Annotated in this window: 19 protein-coding genes; 18 read left to right on the forward strand and 1 reads right to left on the reverse strand. The window is 64.8% G+C overall.

Going from position 1 to position 17,393, the window contains the following annotated elements:
• Positions 1–15: 15 nt before the first annotated feature.
• From IU367_RS04420 to IU367_RS04485, 14 genes are all read left to right on the forward strand, one after another.
• Complete coding sequence (locus IU367_RS04420) at positions 16–603, forward strand: COG4648 family protein (protein ID WP_169047518.1); 588 nt, start codon at positions 16–18, stop codon at positions 601–603.
• Positions 600–1,970, forward strand: a complete 1,371-nt coding sequence (locus IU367_RS04425; protein ID WP_274453530.1) for an AMP-binding protein — start codon at positions 600–602, stop codon at positions 1,968–1,970. The genes IU367_RS04420 and IU367_RS04425 overlap by 4 nt, the downstream gene beginning before the upstream one ends.
• Entirely contained in the window at positions 1,954–2,325 is a 372-nt protein-coding gene (locus tag IU367_RS04430; RefSeq protein WP_274453531.1) for an ApeI family dehydratase, read from the forward strand. Before IU367_RS04425 ends, IU367_RS04430 begins: the two co-directional genes overlap by 17 nt.
• On the forward strand, positions 2,322–4,025 hold the full coding sequence (locus tag IU367_RS04435; protein ID WP_274453532.1) for a glycosyltransferase family 2 protein: 1,704 nt from the start codon (positions 2,322–2,324) through the stop codon (positions 4,023–4,025). The genes IU367_RS04430 and IU367_RS04435 overlap by 4 nt, the downstream gene beginning before the upstream one ends.
• Entirely contained in the window at positions 4,012–5,574 is a 1,563-nt protein-coding gene (locus tag IU367_RS04440; RefSeq protein ID WP_274453533.1) for an HAL/PAL/TAL family ammonia-lyase, read from the forward strand. Before IU367_RS04435 ends, IU367_RS04440 begins: the two co-directional genes overlap by 14 nt.
• 124 nt (positions 5,575–5,698) lie before the next feature.
• A complete protein-coding gene (locus IU367_RS04445; protein WP_103472620.1) occupies positions 5,699–6,124 on the forward strand; it encodes an acyl-CoA thioesterase in 426 nt (141 codons plus the stop codon).
• Positions 6,121–6,735: an outer membrane lipoprotein carrier protein LolA gene (locus IU367_RS04450; RefSeq protein WP_241278604.1), complete on the forward strand. Its 615-nt coding sequence runs from the start codon at positions 6,121–6,123 to the stop codon at positions 6,733–6,735. Before IU367_RS04445 ends, IU367_RS04450 begins: the two co-directional genes overlap by 4 nt.
• A gap of 50 nt (positions 6,736–6,785) precedes the next feature.
• Entirely contained in the window at positions 6,786–9,146 is a 2,361-nt protein-coding gene (locus IU367_RS04455) for an MMPL family transporter (RefSeq protein ID WP_274453534.1), read from the forward strand.
• Complete coding sequence (locus IU367_RS04460) at positions 9,143–9,700, forward strand: DUF3261 domain-containing protein (RefSeq protein WP_274453535.1); 558 nt, start codon at positions 9,143–9,145, stop codon at positions 9,698–9,700. Before IU367_RS04455 ends, IU367_RS04460 begins: the two co-directional genes overlap by 4 nt.
• Positions 9,697–10,878: a beta-ketoacyl-[acyl-carrier-protein] synthase family protein gene (locus IU367_RS04465; RefSeq protein WP_274453536.1), complete on the forward strand. Its 1,182-nt coding sequence runs from the start codon at positions 9,697–9,699 to the stop codon at positions 10,876–10,878. Before IU367_RS04460 ends, IU367_RS04465 begins: the two co-directional genes overlap by 4 nt.
• Entirely contained in the window at positions 10,875–11,348 is a 474-nt protein-coding gene (locus IU367_RS04470) for a hotdog family protein (RefSeq protein ID WP_274453537.1), read from the forward strand. Before IU367_RS04465 ends, IU367_RS04470 begins: the two co-directional genes overlap by 4 nt.
• Positions 11,345–12,070 (forward strand): 3-ketoacyl-ACP reductase FabG2, encoded by a 726-nt coding sequence (locus IU367_RS04475; protein WP_274453538.1) that lies wholly within the window; start codon positions 11,345–11,347, stop codon positions 12,068–12,070. Before IU367_RS04470 ends, IU367_RS04475 begins: the two co-directional genes overlap by 4 nt.
• A gap of 91 nt (positions 12,071–12,161) precedes the next feature.
• A complete protein-coding gene (locus tag IU367_RS04480; protein WP_274453539.1) occupies positions 12,162–13,388 on the forward strand; it encodes a beta-ketoacyl-ACP synthase in 1,227 nt (408 codons plus the stop codon).
• 90 nt (positions 13,389–13,478) lie between these two features.
• On the forward strand, positions 13,479–13,895 hold the full coding sequence (locus IU367_RS04485; RefSeq protein ID WP_274453540.1) for a DUF2541 family protein: 417 nt from the start codon (positions 13,479–13,481) through the stop codon (positions 13,893–13,895).
• 34 nt (positions 13,896–13,929) lie between these two features.
• On the opposite strand, the gene mog is transcribed toward IU367_RS04485, so the two are convergent.
• Positions 13,930–14,460: a molybdopterin adenylyltransferase gene (gene mog / locus IU367_RS04490; RefSeq protein WP_274453541.1), complete on the reverse strand. Its 531-nt coding sequence runs from the start codon at positions 14,458–14,460 to the stop codon at positions 13,930–13,932.
• A gap of 410 nt (positions 14,461–14,870) precedes the next feature.
• On the opposite strand from mog, the gene IU367_RS04495 reads away from it, so the two are divergent.
• From IU367_RS04495 to folA, 4 genes are all read left to right on the forward strand, one after another.
• Entirely contained in the window at positions 14,871–15,212 is a 342-nt protein-coding gene (locus IU367_RS04495; RefSeq protein ID WP_043140058.1) for a DUF3135 domain-containing protein, read from the forward strand.
• Between the two features lie 233 nt (positions 15,213–15,445).
• A complete protein-coding gene (locus IU367_RS04500) occupies positions 15,446–16,243 on the forward strand; it encodes a threonine/serine exporter family protein (protein ID WP_052159096.1) in 798 nt (265 codons plus the stop codon).
• On the forward strand, positions 16,240–16,707 hold the full coding sequence (locus tag IU367_RS04505) for a threonine/serine exporter family protein (RefSeq protein WP_042866694.1): 468 nt from the start codon (positions 16,240–16,242) through the stop codon (positions 16,705–16,707). Before IU367_RS04500 ends, IU367_RS04505 begins: the two co-directional genes overlap by 4 nt.
• 24 nt (positions 16,708–16,731) lie before the next feature.
• Positions 16,732–17,226 carry a type 3 dihydrofolate reductase gene (gene folA / locus IU367_RS04510; RefSeq protein ID WP_274453542.1) on the forward strand — a complete coding sequence of 165 codons (495 nt, stop codon included), beginning with the start codon at positions 16,732–16,734 and terminating at the stop codon, positions 17,224–17,226.
• The last annotated feature ends 167 nt before the right edge of the window (positions 17,227–17,393 follow it).

Genomic DNA, 17,393 nt, shown 5'->3' on the forward strand with positions numbered 1-17,393 from the left:
GGTGCGCCCCCGCCCATGACGCGCTGGCTCTCCTGGCTGGCCGGTGGCGCCCTGCTGCTCTACCCGCTGGCGGTCTACTGGGGGCTGACCCGTGCCGGTCAGACCCCGCTGCTGCTTGGCCTGCTGGTCATCTTCTCGCTGCGGCTGCTGCCGGGTCTGCTCAAGGGCAGGGCCCGTCTCGGCCCCTTGCCCGAGTGGCTCTGGCTGGGCCGCCTGCTGGCCTGCATCGGGCTGGGGCTGACCCTGCTGTCGGCCCTGTTCAACGCCCGTCACTGGCTGCTTTACTACCCGCTGGCGGTGAGCCTGGCGCTGCTCTGCCTGTTTGGCTGGAGCCTGACCCGTCCCATGAGTCTGGTGGAACGGCTGGCCCGCTTGCAGGATCCCCGTCTGCCGGATGTCGCCATCGGCTACACCCGGCGGGTGACCCAGATCTGGTGCGGTTTCTTCGTGGTCAACGGCGCCCTGGCGGCCTTCACCATCTGGTATGGCGATCTGGCGCTCTGGAGCCTCTACAACGGCCTCATCAGCTACGGATTGATGGGCGCTTTGATGGCTGGGGAGTATCTGGTACGCCGACGACTGATGAAGAGGCTGGCCCCATGACCTTGCTGCAGACTCTCTGGCAGCGGGGCGACGACCAGCTGGTGGCGTTCGGCCAAGGTGGCGAGGTGACCCTGGCCGAGCTGCGTCTTGGCAGCCTGCAACTGGCCAGGGCCATGGCCCGCCATGCCCGCCTAGGGCAGCCGCGCGCGCGCTGGGCGCTCTGTTTCGATGACAGTCTGCTGTTTGCCCAGGCCCTGCTGGCCTGCGCCCTCTGTGGTCATCAGGCCATCTTGCCGGGCCATCAACGGCTGGCCGGGCTGCTGGCGCTGCGGGATCAGTTTGACGGCCTGCTCACAGATGGCGAGCTGCCAGCCGATGGGCTTGATGTGCCCCAGATGCGGCTGCCGCTGGCCGACGCTCATGGTGAGCTGGATGCAGAGCACGCCAGCCGGGTTCCCGAACGTCTCGATCTCACCCTGTTCAGCTCCGGCTCCACCGGCGAGCCCAAGGCGATCCCCAAAGCCTGGCCCCAGCTGGAGGCCGAGCTGCGGGTGCAGATGGCGCTCTGGGGCCAGGCCCTGGCCGGTACCCGGGTGCTGGCCAGCGTCAGTCACCAGCACATCTACGGCCTGCTGTTTCGCATCCTGCTGCCGCTGGCCTTGGGTCGTCCGTTCGATCGCCGCAGCATCGACTATCCGGAGCAGCTGGCGGTGCAAACCGCTCCCTGGGCCCTGATCGCTTCCCCCGCGTTTCTCAGCCGGCTCGATCCGGCCATTCCCGCCGCGGGCTGCCGCCTTATCGTCTCCTCCGGTGGTCCTCTGCAACCCGAGGATGCCCATCAGGCCCGGGCCCTGCTCGGCCAGTTGCCGGTGGAGATCTTCGGCAGCAGCGAGACTGGCGGCATCGGCTGGCGCCAGCGCCACCAGGCGCAGACCCCCTGGACCCCCTTGCCCGGGGTCGAGGTGCGGGTCGGCCCGGATCAGGGCCTGCTGCTGCGCTCCCCCTTCCTGGCAGAGGACGACTGGCTGGCCTGCGCCGATCGCATCCTGATGACGGGGGCCGGGTTCGAGCTGCTGGGGCGCCAGGACAGGGTGATCAAGCTGGAGGAGAAGCGCATCTCCCTCGACGAGGTGGAGGCGCGCCTGCAAGCCCTGCCGGAGGTGGAGCAGGCCGCCGTGCTGCCTCTGCAGCAGGGCCAGCGTCAGATCCTCGGCGCCGTGCTGGTGCTGAGCGAATTGGGGGCCGCCCGCTGGGCCGAGCTGGGTCAGGGCCGCTTCCTGCTGGCCCTGCGCCAGCAGCTGCGCCCCTGGCTCGAACCGGTCGCCCTGCCGCGCAGCCTGCGCCGGGTCGAGTGCATGCCCGTCAACGCCCAGGGCAAACGCCCCTGGTCACAACTCAAGGAGCTGTTCGATGAGCCTCTCTGCTGACACGCTGCCGATGAACTCGCTGCCGACAGTGCTGGGCTGCGAGACGCTGGCCGACGGCGTGCGCCTGCACCTGCGGCTCGATCCGGAGCTGCCCTGGTTTGCGGGCCACTTTCCTGGCGCGCCCCTGCTGCCAGGGGTCACCCAGATCCACTGGGTCATGCACTATGCCGCCAGCCGACTCAACCTGGAGTTGCCGTTTCACGGGCTGGATCAGCTCAAGTTTCAGCGCCCGCTATGGCCGGGGGCCGAGTGCAGCCTGAGCCTGCAGTGGCAGCCACAGAAGGATCAACTCGTTTTCAGCTATGTGCTGGGGGATGAGCCGGCGAGCAGCGGACGGGTGCGCTTCATCCCATGACGCCCTGCATCCTGATCCCCTGTTACAACCACGCCGGTCCGCTGGCCGCCGTGCTGGATCGGCTGGCCGAATATGAGCTGCCCTGCCTGCTGATCGACGATGGCAGCGAACCCGTCGCCGCCGCGGCGCTGGATGCGCTGGCCGCACGCCACCCCTGGGTCAGCCTGCTGCGTCATTCGCACAATCAGGGCAAGGGCGGCGCCGTGATGACGGGACTGCGCCACGCCCATGGCCTCGGTTTCAGCCACGCCCTGCAGGTGGATGCCGATGGCCAGCACGATCTGGCAGACATTCCGGCCCTGCTGGCCGAGGCGGGCAAGCACCCGGAGGCGCTTATCTCGGGGCGGCCTGTCTACGATGATTCCGTGCCCAAGGGGCGCCTCTATGGCCGCTACATCACCCATGTCTGGGTCTGGATCGAGACGCTGTCGTTTGCCATCAAGGACAGCATGTGCGGTTTTCGGGTCTATCCGCTGGCGGCCAGCTGTGCGCTGCTCGAACGGGTGGCACTCGGCAGGCGGATGGATTTTGACACCGAGGTGATGGTGCGCCTGCACTGGGCCGGGGTGGCGGTGCGTTTCGTGCCGACCCGTGTCATCTATCCCGCCGATGGCAGCTCCCATTTCCAGCTCTGGCGCGACAACCGCGACATCTCCTGGATGCACACCCGGCTGGTGTGCCGCCTGTTGTGGGATCTGCTGCTGCGTCTGGCGAGCGGGCCCCGCCGCCTCTGGTCATGGGCGGCCCGGCTGTGGCGCGAGCGCCGTACCCACTGGTCGCGTACGCCTGAGCGCGGCTCTTTGCTCGGCATGCAGATCATGCTGGCCAGCTATCGCCTGCTGGGGCGACGGGGCTTCTCCCTGCTGCTCTACCCCGTCATCGGCTACTTCTGGCTGACCGGCCGCACTCAGCGTCAGGCATCCCAAGCCTATCTGGCCCGGCTTGAGGCCTTCTCCCGCACTCAGGGCATACGGCTCCCCCCTGAGCCGAGATCGAGCTTTCGCCACTTCCTGCGCTTTGGCGAGGCGGCGCTCGACAAGCTGGCCGGCTGGCGCGGCGACATAGCCGAGGATCAGGTCGAGCTGGTGGGGAGGGATCACTACGAGGCGGCCATCAACAGTGGCAAGGGCTTGCTGCTGCTGGGTTCTCACCTCGGCGATCTCGAGCTGTGCCGGGCCCTTGGCAGTCGCCGGGGGGAGGTGCGCATCAATGCGCTGGTGTTCACCCGCCACGCGGCCCGTTTCAACGCCCTGCTCAAGCAGATCAACCCGGATTCACGGCTCAACCTCATCCAGGTGCAGGAGATGGGGGCCGATACCGCCATCTTGCTCAAGGAGAAGCTGGATCAGGGGGAGTGGGTGGTGATCGTCGGCGATCGCACCTCTGTGACCCGGGAGAAGCGGGTGGTCTGGGCCGACTTTCTCGGCGCGCCGGCCCCCTTTCCCCTCGGTCCCTTCGCCCTGGCCAGCGTGCTGGGTTGCCCGGTTTACCTGATGTTCGGCCTCAAGGAGCAGGGGCGCTTTCGGGTGCATTTCGAGCCCTTTGCCGACAGCCTCAGCCTGCCGCGCCAGGGGCGACAACAGATACTCGCGTCCCGGGTGCAGGCCTATGCCGATCGCCTGCAGCATCACTGCCTGCGTGCCCCGCTGGACTGGTTCAACTTTTTTGATTTCTGGCAGCTGACCGATGAACAAGAGTGAGATGAAGTGCGTCACCTTCGGCGCCGAGCCGTTGACCATCGAAGATGTGGTGGCGCTGGCAGAGCGTCGTGCCCGCCCGGCATTGAACCGGGATCCCGCCTTTATGGCCCGCATCCAGCGGGGGGCCGATTTTCTCGACCGGCTGCTGGCCGAGGAGGGGGTCATCTACGGGGTGACCACAGGCTACGGGGATTCGGTGACCCGGCCGGTGCCCGCCGAGCTGGTGCCCGAGCTGCCGCTGCACCTGACCCGCTTCCACGGCTGCGGGCTGGGGGCGGATCTTGAGCTCGATGCAGGTCGCGCCGTGCTGGCGACCCGGCTCTGCTCCCTGGCGCAGGGGGTCTCCGGGGTCAGTCCGGGTTTGCTTGAGCGGCTCTGCTGGTTGCTGGAGCAGGATCTCATACCGCGCATACCACAAGAGGGTTCCGTCGGCGCCAGCGGCGATCTGACGCCGCTCTCCTACGTCGCCGCCGTGCTGGTGGGGGAGCGCGAGCTCCATCACGATGGCGCACTGCGTCCCGCCGCCGAGGTCTATCGGGAGTTGGGGGTCACCCCATTGACCCTGAGACCCAAGGAGGGGCTGGCGCTGATGAACGGCACTTCCGTGATGACGGCGCTGGCCTGCCTCGCCTATGCCCGCGCCGACTACCTGATGCAACTGGCGACCCGGATCACGGCGCTGGTGAGCGTCGCCATGGGGGGCAACGCCTTCCACTTTGACGAGCGGCTGTTTGCCGCCAAGCCCCACCCCGGCATGCAGGGCATAGCGGCCTGGCTGAGGTCGGATCTGGTGGCCGGCGAGCTGCCACGCCACAGCGACCGGCTGCAGGACAGATACTCATTGCGCTGCGCCCCCCACGTCATAGGTGTGGTGGCCGACAGCCTGCCCTGGTGGCGTCAGCTCATCGAAAACGAGCTCAACAGCGCCAACGACAACCCGCTGATCGACGGCGAGGAGGAGCACGTGATGCACGGCGGCCACTTCTACGGCGGCCACATCGCCATGGCGATGGACAGCATGAAGACGGCCATCGCCAATCTGGCCGACCTGCTGGATCGCCAGCTGGCCCAGCTGGTGGACACCAAGTTCAACGGCGGCCTGCCGAGCAACCTCTCGGGGGCGCCGGCCGGGCGGCAGATGATCAACCACGGCTTCAAGGCGGTGCAGATCGGCGTCTCGGCCTGGACCGCGGAGGCGCTCAAGCAGACCATGCCCGCCAGCGTCTTCTCCCGCTCCACCGAGTGCCACAACCAGGACAAGGTGAGCATGGGCACCATAGCGGCGCGCGATGCCCTGCGGGTGCTGACCCTGACCGAGCAGGTCGGGGCCGCCTGCCTGCTGGCGGCGGTACAGGGGGTCGAGCTGCGCCTGGCCCAGCCCACGCCCTTCACCCGGCCGCTCAGCCCGGCCCTGGCCCATATGGTGCAGCAGGTGCGGGCCGAGTTTGCGCCTCTGCTGGAAGACAGGGCGCTGGAGCAGGAGCTCAGGGCGTTGATCGCCCGTCTCCGCCAGCGTCACTACCCCCTCTATCAGGACTCTTCGCTATGAGCCGTATCCAGACTACGCCTGAACCCTGGCAGATCAGCGCCGAAGTGGAAGTGACCATCCCCTTCCACGATGTGGACATGGTGGTTGTGTCGCTCTGGCGGGGGCACTACTTGTGAGAAAAACCATGCAGCAAGAACCCTGGCAGATCAGCGCCGAAGTCGAGGTGACCATCCCCTTCCACGATGTGGACATGATGGCGGTCGCCTGGCACGGCCACTACTTTCGCTACATAGAGCTGGCCCGCTGCGCCCTGCTCGACCTCATCGATTACAACTACCCGCAGATGGAGGCCTCCGGTTACCTCTGGCCCATCATAGACACCCGGATGAAGTATCTGGCGCCGCTGCGCTTCGGCCAGCGGGTGCGGGTGCGCGCCACCCTGGCCGAATACCAGAACCGCTTGAAGATCGACTACCTGCTGAGCGATGCCGCGAGCGGCACCCGCACCAGCAAGGGCTACAGCATCCAGGTGGCGGTGAGCAAGGCGAGCGGCGAGATGTGCCTGGCCTCGCCCCAGGTGCTGCTGGACAAGCTGGGGGTGAGCCAATGAGCTGTCTTCTGAACCGGCTGATGGTCGGACTGGCCCTGCTGCTGGCGTTGCCGCTGCAGGCGGCCCCCCTGAGCCGTGACCAGGTGCAGCAGTTGCTGACCCTGAGTCCGGTCAGACAGGCCCATTTCGAGCAGGAGAAACAGGTGGCGGGGCTTAGCCAGCCGCTCAGGGCCTCCGGCGAGCTGCTGCTGGTGCGCGATCTGGGTCTCTGGTGGCAGCAGCAGAAGCCTTTTGCCCTGACCCTGACCCTGACGCCGCAACGCATGGTGCAGCAGGTGGCGGGTCAGCCCGCCACCGTCATCGACAGTCCGCAACTGCTCGAATTCAGCCAGATGCTGCTGGCGCTGTTCGGCTCGGACGAGGCGACCCTGAGCCGCTACTTCAAGATCGATTTTCAGAGCACGGAGGCGGGTTGGCAGTTGCTGCTGGTGCCAACCCTGACGCCGCTGGACAAGGTGTTCGCCAGCCTCACCCTGAGCGGGCAAGGGCAGCTGGATCAGCTCATCATCGCCGACAAGCAGGGTGACAGCACCCGCATCCGTTTCAGCGCCTGGCAGGAGCGAAGCCTGCCACTGACCCCTGAGGAGCAGGCCCGCTTTGCTGCCCACTAGACCCGTATCGCGCCCTGCTACTGCCCGTGGTCTGGCCGGGAGAACCGACTTTGCTGCAATCTGAAACCGCCTGGCGCCGCTTCTCATACCTCTGGCTGCTGCTCAGCCTGCTTGCGGTGGCGCTGCTTGGCTGGCAGCTCTCCCAGAGCCGCATCAACACCAGCCTGATGGATCTGCTGCCCCACGAGGAGCGATCCACGCTGGATCCGGCCCTGCGGGGTGGCCTGCTGCGCCAGATCGACAAGCAGCTGGTCTGGATGCTGAGCCTGCCGGCGGGACAGGATGGTCGCCCCGCGGCGCAGGCGTGGGCAAAGACCCTGAAGGCCCTGCCCGAACTCGGCGCTGTGCGCGGTGCCCAGCCGGAGCTGGCCCCCGCCTGGCAAGGCTTCATCCATGACTACGCCTGGCAGCGTCTCGACGAGGGCAGCCGGGCCAGGTTGGCCGCCGGCACCGAGGCCTGGAGCCAGTGGGTGCTCGGCCAGATCTACAGCCCTTTCGGCGGTGTCTCCCGCGCCGAGTGGCAGGCAGATCCCCTGCTGCTGACCCGCGCCGGCGTGCAGGGTCAGATGACGAGCACACTGCGCCTCGATCATGACTGGTTGATGAGTCAGGACGAGACGGGGCGGCAGTGGTTTCTGCTGCGAGCCGAGCTGGATCTGTCGGCTTTCGATCTCGCTCGCAATACCGAGCTGCTGAACCGGCTCAACGAGGCGGAGCAGAGCCTCAAGGCCGAGTTTCCGGGACTGGAGCTGCTGCGCCGCGGCACCCTCTTCTACAGCCAGCATGCCAGTGATCTGGCCCAGGAGGACATCTCCACCATAGGGCTGGGCTCCACGGTCGGGGTCTTGCTGCTGATGTGGCTGGCGTTTCGCTCGTTTCGGGCGCTCTGGATCTCCCTGCTGCCCATCGCCATCGGCCTCGTCTGGGGGGTGCTGGCCGTGCTGCTCTGGTTTGGCGAGGTGCACATGTTCACCCTGGTGATCAGCTCCAGCCTGGTCGGCATCATAGATTACGGGATCCACTTTCTGACCGAGCGGCGCCTGCATGGGTTGCAGGAGAGCCCTCACCAGACCCGCGCCCGTTTGCTGCCAAGCCTCTCGATGGCGCTGTTCGCCACCCTGGTCGGCTATGGCCTGCTCTGGCTTGCCCCCTTCCCCGGCTTGCAGCAGATGGCGCTGTGCGCCCTGGTGGGTCTGACGGCCTCGTTTATTACCGTGCTCTGCCTGTTCCCGCTCTGGCTCGGTGCCTTGCCCCAGCGGGAGGCGCGCATCCTGGTGCCGATGGCGCTCTGGCTCAGGTGGTGGCGGGAACGGCGTGTCTTGCGCTGGGGCGTGCCGCTGCTCTGCCTGGCGCTGATAGTGGCGGGATTGAGCCGGCTGGAGGTGGATGACGACATAGCTCACCTGCAACCCCTGCCCACCGAGCTGCAGGCGCAGGAGCGGCAGATCCAGCGCCTCACCGGCCAGCAGGGCGGCATGACGGGCTTCCTGGTGACGGCGGCAGATGGCGAGACGGCATTGCAGCGCCTCGAGGCCCTTGGTCACAAGCTGGCGCAGGCCAAGGCGCAGGGTCAGTTGACGGACTTTGTGCCACTGACGCAATGGCTGCCGTCTCTGGCACGGCAGCGGGCGGATCATGCAGCCCTCACTCGCCTGCTGCCCGACGTGGTGGCGCGGCTCAATCAGGCTGGCGTGCCGGTCAAGGCCGAGCCCAGACCCTGGCAGCCATTGCTGCCGGCGCAGTGGCTGGCCAGCCCGGTCAGCGAGGGCAGTCGACTGCTCTGGCATCAGCTGCCAGATGGCCGGGTCGCGCTCTGGCTGCCGGTCAACGGGGTGACGGATGTTGCCGCCGTGGCAGAACTGGCACAGGGGCAGGAGGGGGTCTTCTGGCAGGATCCTCGCAACCAGTGGAGCCAGCTGTTTGCTCACTACCGCATCAAGCTGACCGAACTGCTGCTGCTGGCGATCGCCCTGGTGGGGGTGCTGCTGTGGGTCCGGTTCGGCTGGCGCAAGAGCGCGCGGATCCTGCTGGTCAGCGGCTTTTCGTTGGGGGCCGGTCTGGCCCTGCTGGCCGCCTGCGGGCAGCCGCTCACCCTGTTCGGGGTGCTGGCCATGAGCCTCATCTTCGGCATCGGTATCGACTACAGCCTCTTCTTTGCCTACTGCGGCCGGGATCTCCTGCGTCAACGCTCGACTCAGTTCGCCATCCTGCTGGCCAACCTGACCACCCAGTTGTCATTCGGTTTATTGGCGCTGAGCCACACCTCTGCCATCGCGGGCTTCGGTCTGGTGCTGAGTGGCGGTATCTTTACTGCCTTCCTGTTGTCACCTCTGGTGCTGGATAAACAGGGATTGGACAAGCCGGTATTCAGCCCGCCAGTGCGGGATGACCGGGAGCCGGAGCCACTATGAGATCAGTGTTCGCATTATTCATCCTCCTGCTGGGTGGCTGCAGCAGCCAGCCGGCCCCCACCGCCTATCTCGACAAGAGCAGCGTCATGACGCTGCCGGTTCCCGTGCTTGCCACCCCCTTCTATCGCCAGCAGTTGCTGACGGCCACGGTGGGTGAGAGCGCCCATCAGCTGATGACTGTGCTGGAGGCCGATGGCAGTCAGTTGACCCTGGTCGGCCTGACCCCGAGCGGGGTGCGGCTGTTTCGGGTGCGTTACGACCAGCAGGGCATAGCGACTCAGCAGCTGAGCCCGCTGCTCGCCACCGGCATGCCGCCCGTGACCCAGGTGCTGGCGGACGTCATGCTCTGCTACTGGCCGCTGGCCAGCTGGCAGCCGCAGTTGCCACCGGGCTGGACGCTGCGGGACGAAGGACTGACGCGCCGGCTGCGTGCCCCCGATGGCGCCCTGGTCACCGAGATCGGGTACCAGGACAAGGGCGGCGTGCGGGAACCGGTCAGCCTGCAACAGCATGTGTTTCACTACCGTCTGCAGCTGGAGACCCTGAGCCAATGAGTTGTTATATCGCGGCCTACGGCCTCATTTCGGTATTGGGGGGGGGCAGGGATGCCTGCGCCGAGGCCCTGCTGGCCTGGCAGACAGAGGGGATTACGCCGCTCACCCGCCACAACCTGACCTTGCTGGATGGTCGCCTGACCCCGGTGGGGCGGGTCGAGGGTGCGCTGCCGGAAATACCGGCGGCGCTGGCCCCTTATGCCTCGCGCAACAACCGCCTGCTGCTGGCGGCGCTGGCCCAGGTGCGGCCCGCCCTCGACGAGGCCCTGGCGACGTATGGCCCTGCGCGGGTAGGTCTGGTGCTCGGCACCAGCACAGCCGGGATAGGCGAGGCCGAGCTGGCGATCGCCGCCGCCCGGCGGGGGGAGGTGATTCCCCCGGCCTTTGACTATCGCCAGCAGGAGCTGGGCTCCCCGTCCGAATTTTTGGCCCGCTATCTCGGCCTGGAAGGGCCTGCCTACACTCTATCCACCGCCTGCTCCTCCAGCGCCCGCGCCTTCATCAGTGGTCAGCGGATGCTGGCGGCCGGACTGGTGGATGTTGTGCTGGTGGGCGGTGCCGACAGCCTGTGCGGGCTGACCCTCAACGGTTTTGACAGCCTGGAGTCCCTGAGCGGCACCCTCTGCCAGCCATTCGACAGCGGCCGGCAGGGGATCAACATAGGCGAGGGGGCTGCGCTGTTTCTGCTGAGCCGCACTCCTGCGCCGCTGGCCTTGCTGGGGGCGGGCGAGTCGTCCGATGCCTGGCATATCTCGGCTCCTCATCCGGACGGCGTGGGGGCCGAGGTGGCCATGCAGATGGCGCTGGCCCAGGCGGGCATGACGCCGGAACAGGTGGGTTACATCAACCTGCACGGCACGGCCACCCGCCTCAATGACGCCATGGAGAGCCAGGCCGTGCATCGCCTGTTCGGCGACAAGGTGCCCTGCAGTTCCACCAAGCCGCTCACCGGCCATACCCTGGGCGCCGCCGGTGCCATAGAGGCCGCGCTCGCCTGCCTGCTGCTGGAGCGGGCCCTGCCGCTGCCGCCCCAGCGGGTGACGACACCGGATCCGGCGCTGGCTCCCATCCGGCTGGTGAGTGGTGCCACTGGGCTGGCGGCGCCCCGGGTCCTCTCCAACTCCTTTGCCTTCGGTGGCAACAATGTCAGCCTGCTGTTTGGATTATCACCCTCATGAATGAGCTCGTACCGCTGCCCGCCATCGACACTCTCTTGCCCCATCAGGCCCCCATGCTGCTGCTGGACAGGCTCTGCACCGTGGATGCGAGCCGGGTGTGCTGCGAGACCCGGGTCGGCATCCGGCACGCCTTGTTGCTCGATGGCGAGGGCTCGTTGCCCGCCTGGGTCGGCATCGAGCTGATGGCCCAGACCATAGCTGCCTGGGCCGGCATGCAGGGGCGATTGCGCGGTGAGCCGGTGCGCATCGGCATGCTGCTCGGCACCCGCAAATACCGCTGCCAGCCCACCCGCTTTGCGGCGGGGGCCCTGCTCACCATTGAGGCCAGCTGCCTGTTGCAAGACGGTGGCATGGCCAGTTTCGATTGCCGGATCCTGCAAGATGGGCAGGAGTGCGCCACCGCGCGCCTCTCGACCTATCAGCCCGCACCCGGCGAATTATCCGATTTGTTAGCGAAGGACGTTTCATGATCTCTAGCGTATTGGTCACGGGCGCCAGCAAGGGGATAGGCCGCGCCATCGCCCTCAAGCTGGCCGCCGACGGTTTTCTCGTCGTGGTGCACTACCACGGCGACCGCGCCGGTGGCGAGGCTACCCTGGCGAGCCTGCAAGCCGCCGGGGGGCAGGGGCGCCTGATCCAGTTCGACATCGCCGATCGCCAGGGCTGCCGCGAACGGCTGGAAGCCGACATGGCCGAACACGGCGCCTATTACGGTGTGGTCTGCAACGCCGGCATCATACGTGATGGCGCCTTCCCCGCCCTCACCGACGAGGATTGGGACGGGGTGCTGCACACCAATCTGGACGGCTTCTACAACCTGCTCAAGCCCTGCATCATGCCGATGATAGGCCTGCGCCAGGGCGGGCGCATAGTGACCATCTCCTCGGTTTCCGGCCTGATGGGCAACCGTGGCCAGGTCAATTACAGCGCCGCCAAGGCGGGCATCATGGGGGCCACCAAGGCGCTGGCGCTGGAGCTGGCCAAGCGCAAGATCACGGTGAACTGCGTGGCGCCCGGCCTCATCGACACCGGCATGGTGGATGCCGAGGTGCAGGCGGAGGCGATGAAGCTGATCCCGCTCAAGCGCATGGGACAGGCGGACGAGGTGGCCGGCCTGGTCTCCTACCTGATGTCGGACATCGCCGGCTATGTCACGCGCCAGGTCATCTCCATCAACGGGGGCATGGTATGACGCGAATGCTTATGAGCACTTGCCTGATGTCGGCTCAACATGGTGCTGTCTCTGTGGCACGCCAGCTTATCTCTGTGAATGGCGGTATGGTATGAAGCGGGTAGTAGTAACCGGCATGGCCGGGGTGACGGCGTTCGGTCAGGACTGGCCGAGCGTGCGGGCAAAGTTGCAGGCGGGGCGCAATGCGGTGGTGACCATGCCTGAGTGGGCCATCTACGAAGGACTCAACACCCGGTTGGCGGCGCCCATTACCGATTTTGTGCTGCCTGCCAGCTATCCGCGCAAGAAGACGCGGGCCATGGGGCGGGTCTCCCAGTTGGCGACCGTGGCCAGCGAGCTGGCGCTGGCGCGGGCTGGGCTTATCGACCACCCGGTGCTGACCGACGGTCGCACCGGCATCGCCTATGGCTCCTCCACCGGCAGCACGGATCCCATCCGCGCCTTCGGGGTCATGCTCAACGACAAGAGTACCGCCAGCATCACGGCCACCACCTATGTGCAGATGATGCCGCACACGGCGGCGGTCAATACCGGCCTCTTCTTCGGCCTGCGCGGGCGGGTGATCCCCACCTCCAGCGCCTGCACCTCCGGCAGCCAGGGGATTGGCTACGCCTACGAGTCTATCAAGCACGGCTATCAGACCCTGATGGTGGCCGGCGGAGCTGAGGAGCTCTGTCCGTCTGAGGCCGTGGTGTTCGATACCCTGTTTGCCACCAGCCAGATGAACGACAACCCAGAGCTGGCGCCGCGGCCGTTCGATCGGCAGCGGGACGGTCTGGTGATAGGCGAGGGGGCGGGCACTCTGGTGCTGGAGGAGCTGGAACATGCGCAGGCGCGCGGGGCCACCATCATCGCCGAGCTGGTGGGGTTTGCCACCAACTGCGACGCCGCCCACGTGACCCAGCCCCAGCAGGAGACCATGCAGCTGTGCATGGAGATGGCGCTGGCCCAGGCCGGGCTCGAGGCCGCCGATATCGGCTACATCAGCGCCCACGGCACGGCCACCGAGCGCGGCGACATAGCCGAGAGCCACGCCACCGCAGCCATCTTTGGCGACAAGACCCCCATATCGTCGCTCAAGAGCTTCTTCGGCCATACCCTGGGCGCCTGCGGTGCCATCGAGGCCTGGCTGTCGCTGGAGATGATGCAGGAGGGCTGGTTTGCCCCCACCATCAACCTGACCGAGCCGGATCCGGCCTGTGCCCCGCTGGATCATGTGGTGGGTGATGGCCGCGCGCTGGCGGTGGACTATCTGATGTCCAACAACTTCGCCTTCGGCGGCATCAACACCTCCCTCATCTTCAAGCGCTGGTCCTGAGGCCGTGCGCCTTGCCTGCGGGCAGGGCGCCGGTACAGCCTGGGTTTAGCCTTGATGAATTAATATGCCTCCCATTTTTCGGGAGGCATAATGTCCGTTCCATCTGCTGTTTTCGCGGCGCAGCCCCACTTGCGCCGTGGCTTCAATGCGCTCTTGCTGTCCACCCTTTTATTGGCGCTGCCCGCACCTGCCATGGCCGATGATGAATTTCGGCTGGGCAGCACAATGCTGCTCGGCGTCGGCGATCATGCCGCCATTATTCCCATCATCGTCTGCCGACCGGCCAAGTCCATCATGGTCAAGGCGGGACGGGAATTGACCCTGGACAGGGTCAAGGTGTTTTACGGCAATGATCGCAGCAAGACCCTCAATTTCGACAAGGATCTGAAAGAGGATCAGGAGTCCGGCTGGAAATCCCTCGGTAGCCGGCTCTGCATCAAGCGGATCGAGGTCTATGGCAATTCGGAGGGGAGCAAGGCAGGGGTCAAGGTATACGGCCGCAAATAAGAAATGGACGGGGATCACCCCGCCCACTCAGGGCCTATTTCTTGGGGCGAAACGGCTTGATGACGGCTTCATCGCATTCGAGATAGGGCCCTTCCATCAGATCGATGCAGTAGGGGATGGCGGGGAAGACGGCATCCAGGCACTCGCGGATGGACTTGGGCTTGCCCGGCAGGTTGACGATGAGGGAGCTGCCGCGCAGGCCTGCGGTCTGGCGCGACAAGATGGCGGTCGGCACGAACTTGAGGGATTCGGCCCGCATCAGCTCGCCAAAGCCCGGCATCATGCGATCGCACACCGCCTCCGTGGCCTCTGGGGTCACATCCCGCTTGGCCGGGCCTGTGCCGCCCGTGGTGACTATGAGGCTGCACTGCTCCTGGTCCGCCAGCCGGATCAGGGTCGCCTCGATCTGATCCTGTTCATCCGGGATCACCTGATAGACGGGTTCCCATTCAGAGGTCAGATACGCGCCCAGCGTCTCTATGATGGCCTTGCCGGAGAGGTCTTCGTAGATGCCTGCACTGGCGCGATCGCTGACGGTGACGATGCCGATTCTTGCCTTGCTCATGGTCTGCTCTTGGTTGCCTAGAATAAGTGGCAAATAAAATAACATAATCAGTGAGATATGTTAAACGAGGTCAGGGGTTGGCGAGGCTGGGGCACAAGATGGAGTGTCGAATGAAAAGCAATCTTGCAGACTCTCTTTCAATAAGACATAAGGCTCCGGCATTGCCGTCCTAAAAATGTATAAACGAAGACAGCCGACATATTGATGATTAATTGGTTGATCCATAACGAATAAGAAAATGATTCCCCGAACGGCGGTCATTTTTTGGCGCAGTCAGCCTCGAAAGGCCTTGGTATGGATTGAACCTGGAGGGCAATCGTCTTATATAACTCATTATACGGTTGGTTGAATCTTGTACTGATCGTTGTTGTTTGAGTATCACCATGCAGCGGCTGGCCGCGGGAGGGCATATGGAGTTGCCTGATTTTGATACCTTGAGGCGACTGGCGGTGGCGGAGCCGGAGCGGCTCGACGAGTTGCTGCGCCAGCAGATAGAGGGGTTGATCGACCGGGTCAGTCCGGAGCAGCAGCAGCGATTGCGCGGCCTGCAGTTTCGTATCGACTGTCAGCGTCAATTGGCCAAGAACAACATGGATAGCTGTATTCGTATTGCGGCCATGATGCACGACTCCTTTTATTCCATGCGCAGCGAGATGATCCAGCTCAATGCCAATCTCTATGCCGACCAGGCCCCCGTCTACAGAGAAAATAATGTGGTTTCTTTCTTCGATTATTATCGCAAGAAGAAATAAATATCCTCTTGATGGAATGGCTGAATAATATCCCGCATTATATATTTGTCATCGGGTGAGGTCCGCTTGCTGACGTTAATTTATCTGGGGTGATTTGTAATGTATTTGATGTATTTTCGTGGCGTTCGCTGTTTTATTAAAAATTGATTATTGCCGTGATCGGTGTGGATGTATGGCGCCGACAGTTAGGCTAATATGGCGATACTTTAATTTTGCTACGACTCGAAGGGATTATGAGAAGTATCACACCAAGACGGGTGCTGTCGCGGGAGCAGCAGACAGAGATCACCCGTATCATCGTCAAGGTGGGCCAGATGCTGGCCCAGTTCGGGGCCGAGAGTCGCATCATAGAGCAGACCACGGTCCGGCTCGGCATGGCGCTGGGGCTGGAGAGCGTCGAGATGGCCATCTCCTCCAGCGCCATAGTGCTCACCAGCCTCTATCAGGGCAGTTGCGTCACCACCACCCGCCGGGTGCGGGAGCACGGCATCAACATGCAGGTGGTGTGCGAGATCCAGCGTATCTGCATCATGGCGGAGAAGGAGCTGATCGGTGCGCGCGAGGTGCGTCAGCGGCTCGACGGCATAGTGCCGTTTCATTACCACCCCTGGCTGGTGGTGCCCATGGTGGGGCTCTCCTGCGGCGCCTTCAGCCTGCTGTTTGGTGGCGACTGGCCCATCTTCCTGGTGACCTGCCTCTCTTCTGCCGTGGCGATGCGAGTGCGCCAGCTGATCGCCCGCCATCACCACAGCCCGCTCATCAACTTTGCCGCGACCGGCTTCATCGCCACCCTGCTCTCCTCCAGTGCCACCTTCTTCAACTGGGGCGCCCAACCCTATCTCGCCATGGCCGCCAGCGTGCTCTTGCTGGTGCCGGGCTTCCCGCTCATCAATGCAGTTTCCGACATGGTGAAGGGTTACTTCAACATGGGGCTGGCGCGCTGGGGCACCGCCACCCTGCTCACCATCAGCGCTGCCATCGGCATCATCCTGGCCATGTCGGTCACCGGTATCTGGGGGTGGAAGGTATGATGGATCTTGTCTGGTTGCTGGCCAAGGATGCCTTCTGGTCCTCCATTCCGGCGGTAGGGTTTGCCATGCTGTTCAACGTGCCGCCGCGCATGTTGAAGTACTGCGCCATGGGCGGTGCCCTGGCCCACAGCCTGCGTACCTTGCTCATTCATTACGGCATGCCCATCGAGTGGGCCACCCTGGCGGCGGCGACCACGGTCGGCTTTGTCTGCGTCTACTGGTCGCGCCGATTGCTGGCGCCGCGCCCCGTGTTCAGCGTCGCCTCCATCATCCCCATGATCCCGGGCAGCTATGCGTTCAAGGCGATGATCGCCGTGGTGGAGCTCAACATCTCCGGGGTGACCATGGATCTTATCCAGAGTGCGGTGGAGAACGGGCTCAAGGCACTCTTCATCGTGGGGGCCCTCAGTTTCGGTTTGGCGATCCCCTCCCTGGTCGTGTACCGTAACCGGCCCATTATTTGACAGACGGTGTGAGAGGCTGACCCCATGAAGATTTCCATGATTGCCGCCATGGCGAACGATCGCGTGATAGGCCTGGATAACCAGATGCCCTGGCACCTGCCGGCGGATCTGGCCCACTTCAAGCGGGTGACCCTGGGCAAGCCGGTGTTAATGGGGCGCAAGACCTTCGAATCCATAGGTCGGCCGCTGCCAGGGCGGCGCAATCTGGTGATCAGCCGCAACCCAGATTACCAGGCCGACGGGGTGGAGGTGGTCGATTCGGTCGAGGCTGCGCTGGCGCTGCTGGCCGACGGTCAGGCGGTAGACGAGCTGATGGTGATAGGTGGCGGTCATCTCTATGGCCAGCTGCTGCCACGGGCCGACAGCCTCTATCTGACCCGAATCGATCTGGCGGTGGCAGGGGATACCCGTTTCCCCGCCTTCGAGGAGGACGAGTGGCATTGCGTTGAGCGCGAATCCCATGAGTCCGACGAGAAGAACCCCCATCCCTACTGCTTCGAAACCTGGCAGCGGCGTTGAATCGCATTGAATAACCGTTGAAGCCGAAAAGCCCCTCGTGCTGCACAGGGGCTTTTTTCTTGCAACAAAGGGCAGGTCCGGCAGGCAGGGCTTCTGACATTGCTGCGTTCAACCCCCTCCTATATCCCCTCGTTTTTTGCCTGCATATCATTCGGGCTGTAAGGATT

Origin of the sequence: Aeromonas bestiarum, assembly GCF_028751155.1 — a bacterium.
GTDB classification, from domain to species: Bacteria; Pseudomonadota; Gammaproteobacteria; order Enterobacterales; family Aeromonadaceae; genus Aeromonas; species Aeromonas bestiarum.

Excerpts from the sequence above, each read along its gene's own strand:
- IU367_RS04420 (WP_169047518.1), top strand. The coding sequence starts at position 16 with ATGACGCGCTGGCTCTCCTGGCTGGCCGGTGGCGCCCTGCTGCTCTAC.
- IU367_RS04425 (WP_274453530.1), top strand. The coding sequence starts at position 600 with ATGACCTTGCTGCAGACTCTCTGGCAGCGGGGCGACGACCAGCTGGTG.
- IU367_RS04430 (WP_274453531.1), top strand. The coding sequence starts at position 1,954 with ATGAGCCTCTCTGCTGACACGCTGCCGATGAACTCGCTGCCGACAGTG.
- IU367_RS04435 (WP_274453532.1), top strand. The coding sequence starts at position 2,322 with ATGACGCCCTGCATCCTGATCCCCTGTTACAACCACGCCGGTCCGCTG.
- IU367_RS04440 (WP_274453533.1), top strand. The coding sequence starts at position 4,012 with ATGAACAAGAGTGAGATGAAGTGCGTCACCTTCGGCGCCGAGCCGTTG.
- IU367_RS04445 (WP_103472620.1), top strand. The coding sequence starts at position 5,699 with ATGCAGCAAGAACCCTGGCAGATCAGCGCCGAAGTCGAGGTGACCATC.
- IU367_RS04450 (WP_241278604.1), top strand. The coding sequence starts at position 6,121 with ATGAGCTGTCTTCTGAACCGGCTGATGGTCGGACTGGCCCTGCTGCTG.
- IU367_RS04460 (WP_274453535.1), top strand. The coding sequence starts at position 9,143 with ATGAGATCAGTGTTCGCATTATTCATCCTCCTGCTGGGTGGCTGCAGC.
- IU367_RS04465 (WP_274453536.1), top strand. The coding sequence starts at position 9,697 with ATGAGTTGTTATATCGCGGCCTACGGCCTCATTTCGGTATTGGGGGGG.
- IU367_RS04470 (WP_274453537.1), top strand. The coding sequence starts at position 10,875 with ATGAATGAGCTCGTACCGCTGCCCGCCATCGACACTCTCTTGCCCCAT.
- IU367_RS04475 (WP_274453538.1), top strand. The coding sequence starts at position 11,345 with ATGATCTCTAGCGTATTGGTCACGGGCGCCAGCAAGGGGATAGGCCGC.
- IU367_RS04480 (WP_274453539.1), top strand. The coding sequence starts at position 12,162 with ATGAAGCGGGTAGTAGTAACCGGCATGGCCGGGGTGACGGCGTTCGGT.
- IU367_RS04485 (WP_274453540.1), top strand. The coding sequence starts at position 13,479 with ATGTCCGTTCCATCTGCTGTTTTCGCGGCGCAGCCCCACTTGCGCCGT.
- mog (WP_274453541.1), bottom strand. The coding sequence starts at position 14,460 with ATGAGCAAGGCAAGAATCGGCATCGTCACCGTCAGCGATCGCGCCAGT.
- IU367_RS04495 (WP_043140058.1), top strand. The coding sequence starts at position 14,871 with ATGGAGTTGCCTGATTTTGATACCTTGAGGCGACTGGCGGTGGCGGAG.
- IU367_RS04500 (WP_052159096.1), top strand. The coding sequence starts at position 15,446 with ATGAGAAGTATCACACCAAGACGGGTGCTGTCGCGGGAGCAGCAGACA.
- IU367_RS04505 (WP_042866694.1), top strand. The coding sequence starts at position 16,240 with ATGATGGATCTTGTCTGGTTGCTGGCCAAGGATGCCTTCTGGTCCTCC.
- folA (WP_274453542.1), top strand. The coding sequence starts at position 16,732 with ATGAAGATTTCCATGATTGCCGCCATGGCGAACGATCGCGTGATAGGC.